This window comes from Geothrix sp. SG200 (assembly GCF_022808935.1).
GTDB lineage: Bacteria > Acidobacteriota > Holophagae > Holophagales > Holophagaceae > Geothrix > Geothrix alkalitolerans.
In genome coordinates this window covers 592,812-605,846 of record NZ_JAKZFR010000001.1, presented here as the reverse complement: position 1 = coordinate 605,846, position 13,035 = coordinate 592,812, and the positions used below count along the sequence as shown (strand labels likewise).

Genomic DNA, 13,035 nt, shown 5'->3' with positions numbered 1-13,035 from the left:
GCATGCACCTCTCATGGCCCCCACCGGCGCGCCTGGCGCTTGTCCTCGTCCTGGTCTGGGCGGTCTACGTACTCGTCTGGACGCCGGGGCCCTTGTCCCTGCGGATCCTGGGCCTCTATCCCAAGAAGCTGGGATCGAAGGTCGTCGGCTGGGCGGCCACGCGCACCCTGCCGGCCTCCTGGCGCGAGCCCCTGCTGGGGCGTTTCGCGGGCCACTATGGCATCGACCTGGCGGAGGCCGAGCGGCCCCTGGCGGGCTATCCCAGCCTCCAGGCCCTGTTCACGCGGCGCCTGAAGCCGGGCCTCCGGCCCCAGGATGCGGCCGTTCCCGGATTCCTGAACAGCCCCGTGGACGCCCGCATCATCGCCGGCGGCCCCATCGCCTCCGGCACGGCCATCCAGGCCAAGGGCCTCACCTACCGCGTGGCGGAGCTCCTGAAGCACGAGCGCGGCGCGGAGCGCTTCGAGGGCGGCCACTACCTCACGCTCTACCTTTCGCCCAGGGACTACCATCGCATCCACGTGCCGCTGGAGGGCCGGGTCACGGCCGTCAGCCGCGTGGAAGGCGAGCTCTGGCCCGTGAACGACGCCAGCACGGCCAGCGTGCCGCGACTCTACGAACGCAACCGCCGGGCCGTGTGGACGGCCCTGGGCGCCGGGACCTGCGAGGGGCTGGAGGTGGCCGCGGTGCTGGTGGGCGCCACCCACGTGGGCGGCGTGGTCATCGACGACCGCTGGCTCGGGGGCCGGACCCTGCCGAGGGATGGCGGATTCCCCGTGAACCTGCTGCCCTGCGCGCCGGGCGAGGACCTTGGCACCTTCGAGTTCGGTTCCACCGTGGTGCTGCTCGTGGGCGGTCCCAAAGCCAAGGATTGGGCACCTCTCCGCACGGACGGGGCCGTGAAGGTGGGACAGCGATTGGGAGCCTATCGGTGAGCGAATCCGACCTCTTCCATCAGGACCCCCTCTGGGAGGAGGGCGGCGATCTGCCGGGCGCCCTGGAGGCCCTGTTCACCGCCGCGGGAGAAGTGCTCGACTTGGCGCGGCTGCGCGAGCTGACGGGCCTGGGCGACGGCGCCCTCCAGCAGGGCATCGAGAAGCTGCAGGAACGGCTATGCGGCTCCAGCGGCCTGCGCCTCCTGGAGGTCGGCGGCGGCTGGCGCATGGCCACCAGCCCGCTCTACAAGGAGATGGTCGCCCGGCTGGTGACGACCACCCGCAGCGGCAAGCTCACGCCGGCGCAGATCGAGGCCCTGGCCATCATCGCCTACCGCCAGCCTGTCACCATCACCGAGCTGAACGCCATCCGCGGCGTCACCAGCAGCGCCAACCAGGTGAAGAGCCTCATGGAGCGCCAGCTCATCACGCCCGCGGGTCGCAAGCCCGTGGTGGGCCGGCCCATGATGTACGCCACCACCCAGGCCTTTCTGCTGCACTTCGGCCTGAAGAGCCTGCACGACCTGCCGCAGCTGGAGGACTTCGGGGAGGCCCGCCTGGAGGCCCAGGCCCTGGCCTCGCTGGAGCCCCCGCTCCCCGAGGACGGCCTCTTCGGCGAAGGGGCCATGGAGATGATCGAGGAATTGCCGGACGAAGGGGCCGAATCATGAGCCAGCCCACCACCCTCAGCCTCCAGGAGCATCCGGAGAGCCCGAAGAAGGTCGAAAGCCCCACGGGCTTCGTGCTCCAGTCCTGGCAGAAGGGCTGCCTGCTGATCGTGCTGCTCGGCGTCCTCTACCTGCGCATCTGGCGCCGCAAGCGGGCCCAGACCCTCGTGTGCAGCCACTGCGGGAAGAAGAACCCGCCGCACCAGAGTAACTGCCAGAAGTGCGCAGCCCCCCTGATGCGGATTCATGGATAGCTGTCAGCCATCGGCCATCAGCTGTCAGTAACTGAGAGCTGACAGCTAGAACTCGATGTCGATGGACTCTTCGGCGAGGTCGTTCTCTTCGCCCAGCACTTCGCAGGCCGCGCCGTACATCTGAAGCACGGCGGTCTTGCGGTTGCTCAGGCTGGTGAGCAGATCTTTCACGCGCTGCACTTCGGAGGCGATGGTGTTGTTGATCTGGGACACCTCGGAGCGGCAGCGCTCGCGGGTGGTCTCGTAAAAGGCCTTCTGATCCTGGCTCAGATCCATGGGTACTCCCGGGGGCTTCAAGGCTGTTCGGAAAAGCTGATCTTATCCAGGTCCAGGGTCTGGGGCCACCGGCTCAGGACCGGCGGCTCAGGACCAGCGGGCGATGGCCAGCAGGATCACCAGGATCACTGCGAGCCCCAGGATCACCGGCAGCATCCAGCGGGGCCGGGAGGGCATCTCTTCGATGGGTTCGAGGGCCTCAAGGGGCTCCAGGACAGGTTCGAACGACTCGCCGGCCCCAGGGGCCGGGGCCATCCGGACGGCGGTCTCCGTCTTGAGGCCCAGGACCTGCTGAATGCCGCTCGTGGCGCCGGCGGGGCGCGGGAAACGCGTCGCCAGGAGGCTTTCCAGGCGCTCGAGGGGACCGTTGAGCAGGACCTGCATGTACTCCGCGACATCGTGCTCGGTGATGGGCGGCCCCTGCTGCTGGAGGTAGTCGCGCAGATCGCGCTCCATGAAGCGGGCCGAAGGATAGCGGTGATCGACGCTCTTCTGGAGCGCCCGGTTCACGATGGCCACCATCTCCTTCGACACGTTCGGATTCAGCGTGTGCAGGTCGGACACCCGGCCGAGCCGCACCTTCTCGAGGACGCCCAGCTCCGAATCCGCCTGGAAGCAGCGCTCGCCCGTGAGCAGTTCGAAGAGCACCAGCCCGAGGGAATAGAGGTCCGAGCGGTTGTCGAGAACCTGGCCCGTGGCCTGCTCCGGGCTCATGTAGAGCAGCTTGCCCTTGAGCGCCCCGGCCACGGTGTGGCTGGCCTTGCTGGCCGCCTTGGCGATGCCGAAATCCACCAGCTTCACCGCGCCGTCGGTGGAGAGGATCACGTTCTGCGGGCTGATGTCACGGTGGACCAGCTTCAGCTCCCGGTCGTCGAATCCCCGCTTCCGGTGGGCGTAGTCCAGGGCCGCAGCCACCTTCATCACCACGAAGGCCGCCACCTGTTCGGGGAAGGGGTGGCCGCATTCCCGCACCTTCCGGAGCAGCGTCCGGAGGTCTCGGCCGTTCACGTACTCCATGGCGATGTAGTAGGAGTTCCCGGCCTTCCCCAGGTCGAAGATCTGCGCGATGTTCGGATGGGTCAGCTGGGCCGCCAGCTTGGCCTCGTCGATGAACATCGTCACGAAGTCCTCGTTGTCGCTGAAGTGCGGCAGGATGCGCTTGATGGCCACGATCTTCTGGAAGCCCTGCACGCCCCGCTGCTGGGCTTTGAACAGTTCCGCCATGCCGCCGATGGCGATCTTCTCCAGCAGGAAGTAGTTCCCGTACTCCTCCAGGACCTCGGGCGTTCCCGTGACCGCCGGTGTGGCTTCCTGCGTCGGAGGAGCCTCAAGGGCGCCCGCCGGACCGCCGGACCAGGCGAAGGGATCATGGACGCCAGAGATGCCGCTCAGCGTGAACTCCGACGGCCCCAGCGGGCCGTCGGCTGGAACCGCGGGCCGGGAAGCGCCTGCCGCCGAGGCCATGGCCGGGACCACCCGCACCAGGTTCCTCCCCTGGACCGGTTCCGGCGGGGCCTCCACCTCTTCGATGACGCGGCCGAAGATCTCCGCGGCGCTGAGAGGGGGGTGGGCCGTCTGGGCCTTCGCTTCCGCAATCGGGGAAGCCGGTCCCGGCCCCACCTCCAGGTCGGCCAGCAGGTCACCGAAGATGTCGCTCGTCGTGAGCTTGGCGACCTCCGGGCGGTAGCGGCGGAGGATGGCGGCGATCTCGCCGTCGGGCCGGGTCCGTTCCAGGTATTCCTGCACCCCGGCCTCGGCCTTGTCGCCGCTTCCAGAGCCTTCAGTCAGCACCAGCACCGGCAGCCGTGGATTCCTGGTGCGCAGATGCTGGACCAGGTCGCCATCCGTTCCCCCGGGGGCCGCCGAGTCCAGCAGCAGAAGGTCCGGGTCCTGGCCGCCCTCGAGGAAGGCCGCAGTCCCGTCGTGGCGGATCCATCGGACTTCCCAGCCGTCGCCCTCCATCGCGGAGACCAGGCCGGGAGTCCGCAGGGACTCGCCGTCCACGATGAGCAGAAGGGGGCGCGGCATGGGGTTCCGTGAAGAAGCAGTGAGGATCCAGGGTAGCGGGAGGGATTCCTCCTCGCCATAAGCCCTTTGGTGTAGTAGACTTTTCGTTCGGTCCGTCCCTGCCTGGCAGATGGCGGCCAAATCCACGGGAAAGGAGGTGCATCCACATGCCTTTGGTCAAGGTCAAAGAAGACGAAACCTTCGAGTTCGCCCTTCGCCGCTTCAAGCGGAAGTGCGAGAAGTCCGGCATCCTCAGCGAGCTGAAGAAGCGCCAGCACTACGAGAAGCCCAGCACCAAGCGCAAGCGCAAGATGCTCGCCGCCCGCAAGAAGACCCTGAAGCGCCTCGCGCAGGAGCGCCGGATGATCGGTTGATCACACGGCGCAGCGCAGTCGCGCTGCGATAACAAAAGGCCCGCGGACGCGGGCCTTTTGTTTTACTGAAGACTGAAACCTGAGGATTGAAGACTGCGCCCCATGAACCCTGAACTCCACGCCCTCGAATTCCCCGATGCCGTGCGCCTGATCCAGACCGGCGCCCGCACGGCGCCGGGCCGGACGGCACTGGGCGCCATGCAGCCCTGGGACGGGCTGGCGGGTCTGCGGCGGCTCCACCAGATGGAGCTTCAGGAGCTCTGGATGCAGTCGCCGGACCTGCTCCCCGTGTTCCCCATGGACGAGGCCCTGGACGAGCTGCTCAACCCGGCGGGCTGGCTGCAGCCGGAGCACTGGCGGCAGCTGCGGGAGGGCCTCCGGGCCATGGCCCGCCTGCTGCAGAGCCTCGCCGCCCTGCCCTGGCCCGAGTCCCGTCCCGCACCCGCGGGCACCCACCTGGGCATCGACCGCCTTCAGGTGACGGCGGCCCTGCTGCCCGATCCCGGCCCCATTGCCGAGCGCCTGGCGAAGAGCTTCGACGCCGACGGTCGCCTGGACCCTCTGCGCATCCCCGCCCTGGCCAGCCTCCACCGCGGGCGCCAGGACGCGTTCCAGGCCGTGCAGGCCAAGCTCCAGAAGCTGCTGCGGGCCACGCCGGACGCCTTCAACGAGGCCACCATCGTGGAGCGCAACGGGCGCTTCTGCCTGCCCGTGCGCCAGGAGCGGCGCGGCCTCGTGCCCGGCCTGGTGCTGGACCGCAGCGGCAGCGGCGCCACGGTCTTCATCGAGCCCATGGAGGCCGTGCCCCTCAACAACGCCTTCGTGGAGGCCGACCGCGACTACGCCCAGGCCGTGCAGGCCTTCCTGCGCGACCTGCTGGCGGAGCTGCGGGGCCGGCGGGAGGACTTCGCCCGCTGGCGCGACCTCCAGGCCCAGGCGGACCAGGGGCTCGCCCTGCTGCGCTGGGCCGCTCTCTGCGACGGCCGCCTGCCGGACGTGGAGACCGACCCCAAGCAAGGCCGCCTCTGCCTGCTGGAGGCCCGCCATCCCATGCTGCTGCCCGCCGTGCGCGAGGCCATGGGCCTGGAGTCGCTGCCCCACGCGGTGGTGCCCCTGAACCTGGTGCTGGAGGCAGAGAAGCCCGGCCTCGTCATCTCGGGCTCCAACACCGGCGGCAAGACAGTCGTCCTGAAGACCGTGGGCCTGCTCTCGGTGCTGGCCGCCTGCGGCTGCGCCGTGCCGGCGAAGGAAGGCTCCAGCTTCCCCGCCCTGCCCAGCCTCCACGCGGACATCGGCGACCACCAGACCATCACGGGAAGCCTCTCGACCTTCAGCAGCCATGTCTTGCATCTGAAAAAGATCCTGGAAAACGTTCATGACGGCGGCCTGGTGCTGCTGGACGAGCTGGGCACGGGCACGGATCCCAAGGAGGGCGCCGCCCTGGGCATCGCCATGCTCCAGACGCTGTCGCGCCGCCGCTGCTGGATCCTCTGCTCGACCCATCTCGGCGAGATCAGCCAGTGGGCCCTGCGCCACACCCGCTTCCAGAACGCCTCTGTGCAGTTCGACGAGGACCGACTGGCCCCCACCTACCGCCTGCTGGTGGGCCAGCCGGGCCAGAGCCGCGCCCTCACCATCGCCGCCAAGCTGGGCCTGCCCAGGACCGTGCTGGACCACGCCGACAAGGTGCTGGGAAAGCGGGAGCAGGACTGGCGGGATTTCCTGCGGGAGCTGGAGGCCGAGCGCACGCGCCTGCTGGAGGAGGCCGAGACCCTGCGCCAGCAGGTGGCCGCGGCCGAGAAGGACCGGGAGATCCTCCGCCAGCGGGAGGAGAGGCTGCGCGTCGAGCGCGAGACCTTCCAGAAGGAATCGAAGGAGAAGGTGGACCGGGTGCTGGACTTCCTCGACCACGAGGGCAAGCGGCTCGTGAAGGAGCTGAAGGATCGCCAGAAGACGGCCCAGGTGAACGCGGACCGCCTGGGCACCGAGGCCCACGAGCGGGTGAAGCAGCTCACGCGCCTGGCGGAAGCCGAGCTGACGCCCCGCGGCGTGAAGGCCAAGCCTGCGACACCCCTGGAGGTCCGGGAAGGCGGCTATGCCCGCCACCGGGGGCTGGGCGTCGAAGGCAAGGTCATCTCCATCAAGGGGGATCGGGCCACGCTGGAGACGCCCCAGGGCCGCCGCCTGGAGTGCCGCCTGGGCGAGCTGGAGCCCATCGGCGCCCGGGAGGCCGCGCCGAAGCCCGCGGGCAAGGTGCGGGTGCGGACCGAGGTCCAGGACATCGAATCCGAGATCAACCTCATCGGCCGGGCCAGCGACGACGTGGACAGCGAGGTCTACCGCTTCGTGGAGGAGGCCCTGGCCGCCGGCCGACGCTTCGTGCGCATCGTCCACGGCCACGGCACCGGCAGGCTGAAGGCGGCGGTCCGCGAGGCCCTGCGCGGCCATCCGGGCATCGCGCGCGTGGAAGACGCCCCCCAGAACCAGGGCGGCGCCGGCGCCACGGTCATCACCCTGAAATGAGGATCCTGCGTCACAAAGAAGGCCCCGCGGGTGCGGGGCCTCCTTCGTGACGCAACCGGATCAAAGCGATCGGATCAGAACTTGGCCCGGACGCCGAGCTGGACCTCGCGGGTGCTGCGATCGGGCAGGTTGATGTAGCCGAAATCACTCACGGGGACGAAGCCGACGGTGCTGTTGCCCTGGGTCCCTGTGGTCAGCGTGGTGCGCTGGTTGGCCCAGTTCGGGAGGTTGAAGATGTCGATGAAGGTCTGCACCTCGAAACGCCGGGCGATTTTGAAGTCCCGGCTCAGGCGCAGGTCCAGGCTGCGGGCCGAGGGCTGGCGGAACTGGTTGCGCTCGGTGCTGGGGCTGTAGTCGTTCGTCGCGCCGTCGCCGTTCAAGTCGCCGGAGTAGGAGACGCCCGCGATGGTGCGCCCGGTGTTGAAGGAGCTGTGAGGTCGCCCGGAGGTGTAGCTGTAGTTCACGGCGCCCTGGATGCCCCAGTAGACGGGGAAATAGCCGGCGAAGACCACGCGCCAGCGACGGTCGTTGTCGCTGTAGGCGTAGGTGGCCAGGGGATCCGCCGGGTTGTTGACGTTGGAATCCGAGCTGGCGCTGGCGGTGGTGCGCTCGTTGGAGTTGTTGTCCCGGGCCTTGGACCAGGTCACGTTGGAGGTGAAGCCCCACCCGGATTCGGCCCGCTTGGACAGGGTGAGGATCAGGGCCTGGTACTTGCCTTCCCCATCATTCCGGCTGAGGAACACGTCCCCGAAGCCGGTGAAATCCAGGACCCGGCCCGCCACCACGGCCCTGCCGGGGCGGGTGCCGCCGAACTGGTTGGTGGTGAGGGCGTAGCCATCGTTGTAGTACGAGCCGGCGGGCGCCCCGGTCTGGTTCAGGTTGATGTTGACGAAGTACTGGAGGTTCTCGAACTTCGCATAGACGCCCTGGATGCCCACGGTGTAGCCGCTGTCGTAGGCATGCTCCACGCCCAGGGCGGCGCGCTTGGCCACCGCCAGGTCGTTCCGGGGATCCCAGACCTGACCCTGCTTCGAGTTGGTGTTGCCCACCGTGGAGAGCAGCGTGGGGTCGAGCCGGGTGAGGGTGGTTCCGGACACGCGGTTGGCGTAGGAGAGGGGCCCGGAGTTGAACAGGGCATTGGTGGACGTGCCGTTGGAGATCCGATAGGTGGAGGTGGTGTTCCCATTGCTGTTCATCGTGTTGGACACGGTGAGGCTGGCGTTCGGGCTCGAGAACCAGCCGTAGCCGCCGCGGATGAGGGTCTTGCCGTCGCCCTTCACGTCGTAGGTGAAGCCGAACCGGGGATCGTACGAGGTGGTGTCGTTGGCCTGGTCCAACCCGGCGAACTGCGGGTTCGGGCGCGGGTTGTCCGGCTGGTCCTCGCGGGTGGCGCGGAGGCCGAGGCTGAGGAGCAGGCGACGGTCCAGGAGGCCCTGATACTGGCCCTGGACATACCCGGCGAAGAGCTTGGACTTGTAGGAGATGGCCCCGCCGTAGTTGCTGTAGGCGCCCTGGTAGACCAGCGTGTCGCCGGTGCCCACGGTGCCCGCGGCCCAGCGGCTGGCCGTGGCGTAGTTCCCGAACTGGAAGGAGCCGTTCTGGTAGCGGAAGAAGGTGTTCTTGAAGTCGAAGAACTGGAGGTCCACGCCGCCCTTCACCGTCCAGTCGCCCTGGCTCCAGGTGAGGTTGTCGATGACCTGCCAGCTGTACTCGTCCAGTCCGTTGGGAAGGAAGTTGTTCTGGCCCGCCGTGAAGCCGCTGTTCACCTGGAACTCGGGGGCGGCCGTGGTGTTGGCGTAGCGGGGGCGGCGCTCGATGGCGCGCTGGATGCGGGCCTCGTTCACCAGGTTCGAACCGAAGATGCTGTTCAGCTCGGCCACCCAGGAAAGGCCGCTGTTCTTCTCCAGGCCCTGCTGCGTCTGACCCGTGGTGGGGGCGAAGGTGCTGGTGAAGGAGGTCGTGCCGTTCTCGGACTTCCAGTCCTGGGCGTTCACGCGCAGGGTGGCCCGGTGGTTCTCGTTGATGGTCCAGTCCAGGCGCCCGAAGTAGACGGTGTTGGTGCGGTCGTTCGTGTAGCTGCGGCCGCCCTCCTGGGCCAGGGTCCGTCCGTCATTCCCCATCACCAGGCTGCCGAAGGTGCCGATGAAGGTGTTGAAGGCCGCGAGGTTCGTGGAGGTGGAGGTGCCGATGGCGAAGTCCGGCGTCATGTCCTCTTTGTACTTGTAGGTCTCGACGCCCACGAAGAAGAACAGCTTGTCCTTGATGATGGGACCGCCCACGTTCACGTTGAACTGAGTCTGGGTGAAGTTCTTCGTCAGGGCCTTGTCCGTGTTGGTGGTCCCGCGCGGATCGTAGGGCACGGGCCGGATCTTCGCGACCAGGGACTTGGGGCGGACCTGGTAGAGGGCAGACCCGCTGATCTCGTTGGTGCCGGTCTTGGAGACGGCGTTGATCACCGCGCCCGCCGCGTTGCCGTACTGGGCGTCGAAGGCGTTGGTGATGATCTGGAGTTCCTTGATGGTGTCGGCGCCGAAGGCGAAGGGGATGCGGGTGGAGCCGCGCTGCTCGCCGAAGAAGTTCGACTGGTATGAGGCGCCGTCGATGGTGAGGTTGTTCTGGATGCCGCGGGCGCCCTCCATGGACACGCGGTTGTTGTCGGGGTCGTAGACGGAGCCGGGCGTGAGCTGCACCAGGGCCGTGAAGTCGCGGCCGCCCGCCAGGGGAAGCGATTCCACCAGCTTGCTGTCCACGGCGGTGACGCTGTTCACCTGAGTGGTGTCCAGGGTCTGGGAGGAGGCCACGATCTCCACCATGGCGGAGGCCTCGGCCAGATCCAGGTTGAAGTTGGCGACGGTGTTCTGGCCCAGGGACACCTGGACCCGAGTGTCCTTCAAGGTCCGCATGCCGGCGGCGACCACCGTGAGTTCGTAGTTGCCCACCGGCAGCAGCCCGATCTGGTACTCGCCCTGGGCAGAGGTCGTGGCCGTGCGGACCAGGCCCGTCTCCAGGTTCCGCAGGGAAAGGCTCGCACCAGGAACCACCTGACCCGCCTTGTTCCGGACCACGCCGCGCACCGCGCCGGCCGTGGAGGAGGTCTGGGCCGAGGCGACCGTGGCGCAGGCCAGGGCCGTCAGCGTGAAGGTTGCCCAACGTCGGTTCATGATCGCTCCTGGGGCCAGGGGAATTGGCCGTCAAATAGAAATACGGGTCCCGGTTTATTCCGGTCGTCCGCAAAAGGGGAAGACCAAGGATCTCCGATTCTGTTCGAGCGACTCAAGTGCCTTTTTTACCCGAAAAGTTTCCGGCAATTCCCAACGACCTTCACCGGGCCGTCATGCCGAACCGCTCAGGCCAGATTCCGCGATTTCAGGAAAGTCACGAACCCGAAATCCCCGTCACTGATGTGGTGCTTCAGCCAGCCCTCCATGAAGGTCGGCACCATCAGGGCCAGGGCGTGTGGGCTCTCCTGGAACTTGCTGAGCAGCTCGTGGAGGCTCGTGAGCATGGATGCATGCTCGGCCACGTGCTGGGTCAGGTCCGGGTAGGCATACCGCGCCATGAAGGATTCCTCCGTGGCGAAGTGGCGCTCGGAGTGGCTGACCAGCGTGGCCAGGAGCGACTCCACCTCCGTCCGGTCAGCCCCGGACTGGACGGAACTTCTGAGTCGATCCACGGTGGAGAAGAGTTCCTGGTGCTGCTCGTCGATGATCTGGATGCCCGTGTTGTAGCGGGTGTTCCAAACAACATCCATGGGCCAGATCCTTTTCGCAGCGACAGATTGGGGATCCGAACAGAGGCCGACGCGAGCGGGCATGCACCACACGGATCTTTCCACAGAGGACTTCCAGGTGAATGTAGTCTTCAACGACATCCAGATCAAGAAGATTGTGATTTCCCACCTATTCCCTGCCAGCAATTGGGAAAGGGCCCCGCCGGGGCCCTCGGATGGTACCGGTGGTCGGACTCCGGTTCCCGCCGCGCGGCTGGCTGGCCACGGCGCTCCCGGCGGCGCCACCATTCGCCAAAGGCGAATAGGACCGCATCGGCGAAGCCGCTGGCGGCACGAAGTGCGAGGGGCGTCGGCCCCGAGTCAGCCTGGCCGCCATCCGCGATTTCGAGCCCGACCACCGGATACGAGAAGGGCCCCGTCGGGGCCCTCGGATGGTACCGGTGGTCGGACTCGAACCGACACTCCTTTAGGGGGAAACGGATTTTGAGTCCGTCGCGTCTGCCATTTCGCCACACCGGCACGAAGGGCCAGGATAGCGCGGCGACGCGGCTTCTCACAATGCTGTGAGGGGAATCCTCCGGCCCGCTCCAAAGGCCTTGGGGCTCACCTTGAACGCGAAGGGGAGCTGGCGCCGCTTGAATTCCATCCGGCGCAGGAGCCCCAGGATGCGGGGCAGAGAGGCTCTGGCCTGGGCCAGGGCGGAGCCTTCCAGCAGCAGGGCCAGGTCATCGGAGAGGCCCTCCTCGGGTCGCTGGGCCTCCAACGCCGCGCCCAGGATGGCATCCAACTGGGCGTAGGGCAGCAGGCTGGCCTCGTCCGTCTGGTCCGGACGCAATTCTGCCGTGGGGGGGCGCTCCACCACGCCGCGGGGCACGGCCTCGCCGAGTTCCCGCGCCACTGCGTACACCCGGGCCTTGAGGCAGTCGCCCAGCGGCGCGAAGGCCCCGATGCCGTCGCCGTAGAGGGTGAAGTATCCGGTGGCCGCTTCGCTCTTGTTGCCCGTGTTCAGCACGGCCACCCGGCCGGTGCCGAGGCGGCGGTGGACCTCGGGCTCCGACGTCAGCGCCATGAGCAGGCTGCCGCGGCACCGGCTCTGCAGGTTCTCGTCCGTGAGGCTGAAGGCGCGGCCCGGGAGCGCCTGCTCCAGCGCGGCGGTGAACCCCGCGAACGGCGCGTCCACGTTGATGTGCAGGAAGCCCAGGCCGAGCTGCCGGGCCTGCTGCTCCGCCAGGGCTGAGCTCTCCCCGCTGCTGAAGCGCGTGGGCAGGGCCACGCCCAGCACGCGGCCCGGACCCAGGGCCTCCACCGCAAGCGCCGCGGCCACGGCGCTGTCGATGCCGCCGGACATCCCCATCACCACCGCCTCGAGCCCCTGCTTGGCCAAGTTCTCGCGGATGCCCAGCACCAGGGCTGTCCGCAGCCACGCTCCCTCCTCGACGGGCCGCCAGGCCGCGCCGGACCACCCCGTGTCCACCATGAAGAGGCCCTGGTGGAACGGCTCGCAGCCCTGCCAGCGCCCATCGGGAAGGGCGAGACCCGATCCGCCATCGAAGAGCAGCCAGCTCTCGGCGCCCACCCGGCTGGCGTAGGCGATGGGAACCGTGTGCTTCCTGGCGAGCCCCGGCAGCAGGCGCTGGCGCTGGGCGTCCTTCGAAGGGATGGCCCAGGGGACCGTCCGCCCCGGCGGCAGCCAGCTCCCGAGGGCGCTGGGGCTCGCGCTGGCGTTGAGGATCAGCGTGGCGCCCGCGGCGACCAGGTCCGCGATGGGATCGAGGCCGTAGTCCACCGGCGCATTGCCCAGCTGCGGATCCGCCCAGAGGTCCTCGCAGATGGACAGGCCGATGCGGTGGCCGCCGAAGGCCACCAGCGGCTGGGGCGAGAGGTCCGGCTCGAAGTAGCGATGCTCGTCGAAGATGTCGTAGCTGGGCAGCACGCGCTTGTGCGCGCAGTGGCGCAGGGTGCCGCCCTCGCACCACCAGAGCTCGTTCCAGAGGCGGCCCGAGGGCGCGGGCCGCGCCGTGCCGAAGAGCAGCGGCACGGCGCCGGAGAGGGCGGCCAGCCGATGGGACTCCCGCTCAATCCGGTGGCGCAGCCCCTGCTCCCAGAGGCGGTCTTCGGCCAGGTATCCGGGGATGGCGAGCTCCGGCGCCAGGACCAGCTCCGCCCCCGCGGCCACGGCCTCCGCGTAGGCGGCCTCCAGGACCCGGCCGTTGCCTTCGGGATCTCCCAGGCGGGCGTTGAGCTGGAGCAGGGCGATGCGCATGGCTA

Annotated in this window: 10 protein-coding genes and 1 tRNA gene; 5 read left to right on the top strand and 6 right to left on the bottom strand. The window is 68.3% G+C overall.

The window, feature by feature from the left end; translation table 11 throughout:
• The first annotated feature begins 2 nt into the window (after nt 1-2).
• The 3 genes from asd to ML539_RS02655 are packed head-to-tail and all read left to right on the top strand — an operon-like array spanning nt 3 to nt 1,857.
• Complete coding sequence (gene asd / locus ML539_RS02665) at nt 3-935, top strand: archaetidylserine decarboxylase (protein ID WP_243320382.1); 933 nt, start codon at nt 3-5, stop codon at nt 933-935.
• Complete coding sequence (scpB, locus tag ML539_RS02660) at nt 932-1,606, top strand: SMC-Scp complex subunit ScpB (RefSeq protein ID WP_243320380.1); 675 nt, start codon at nt 932-934, stop codon at nt 1,604-1,606. The genes asd and scpB overlap by 4 nt, the downstream gene beginning before the upstream one ends.
• Complete coding sequence (locus ML539_RS02655; RefSeq protein ID WP_243320378.1) at nt 1,603-1,857, top strand: hypothetical protein; 255 nt, start codon at nt 1,603-1,605, stop codon at nt 1,855-1,857. Before scpB ends, ML539_RS02655 begins: the two co-directional genes overlap by 4 nt.
• A gap of 45 nt (nt 1,858-1,902) precedes the next feature.
• On the opposite strand, the gene ML539_RS02650 is transcribed toward ML539_RS02655, so the two are convergent.
• Both ML539_RS02650 and ML539_RS02645 read right to left on the bottom strand, forming a co-directional pair.
• Nucleotides 1,903-2,133, bottom strand: coding sequence for a hypothetical protein (locus ML539_RS02650; RefSeq protein WP_243288001.1), 231 nt, complete (start codon nt 2,131-2,133; stop codon nt 1,903-1,905).
• A gap of 87 nt (nt 2,134-2,220) precedes the next feature.
• A complete protein-coding gene (locus ML539_RS02645) occupies nt 2,221-4,161 on the bottom strand; it encodes a protein kinase (protein WP_243320376.1) in 1,941 nt (646 codons plus the stop codon).
• Between the two features lie 146 nt (nt 4,162-4,307).
• Between ML539_RS02645 and rpsU the strand changes: the two genes are divergently transcribed.
• Both rpsU and ML539_RS02635 read left to right on the top strand, forming a co-directional pair.
• Nucleotides 4,308-4,514 (top strand): 30S ribosomal protein S21, encoded by a 207-nt coding sequence (rpsU, locus tag ML539_RS02640; protein WP_026852993.1) that lies wholly within the window; start codon nt 4,308-4,310, stop codon nt 4,512-4,514.
• 102 nt (nt 4,515-4,616) lie between these two features.
• Nucleotides 4,617-7,037, top strand: coding sequence for a Smr/MutS family protein (locus ML539_RS02635; protein ID WP_243320375.1), 2,421 nt, complete (start codon nt 4,617-4,619; stop codon nt 7,035-7,037).
• A 74-nt stretch (nt 7,038-7,111) separates the two neighbouring features.
• On the opposite strand, the gene ML539_RS02630 is transcribed toward ML539_RS02635, so the two are convergent.
• The 4 genes from ML539_RS02630 to nadE all read right to left on the bottom strand — a co-directional run bounded on the left by ML539_RS02630 (nt 7,112) and on the right by nadE (nt 13,030).
• Nucleotides 7,112-10,198 carry a TonB-dependent receptor gene (locus tag ML539_RS02630; protein ID WP_243320374.1) on the bottom strand — a complete coding sequence of 1,029 codons (3,087 nt, stop codon included), beginning with the start codon at nt 10,196-10,198 and terminating at the stop codon, nt 7,112-7,114.
• 185 nt (nt 10,199-10,383) lie between these two features.
• Complete coding sequence (locus tag ML539_RS02625; RefSeq protein ID WP_243320373.1) at nt 10,384-10,788, bottom strand: hemerythrin family protein; 405 nt, start codon at nt 10,786-10,788, stop codon at nt 10,384-10,386.
• Nucleotides 10,789-11,199: 411 nt separating this feature from the next.
• Nucleotides 11,200-11,286, bottom strand: a tRNA-Leu gene (locus ML539_RS02620).
• Between the two features lie 34 nt (nt 11,287-11,320).
• Nucleotides 11,321-13,030 (bottom strand): NAD(+) synthase, encoded by a 1,710-nt coding sequence (nadE, locus tag ML539_RS02615; protein ID WP_243320372.1) that lies wholly within the window; start codon nt 13,028-13,030, stop codon nt 11,321-11,323.
• Nucleotides 13,031-13,035: the final 5 nt, after the last annotated feature.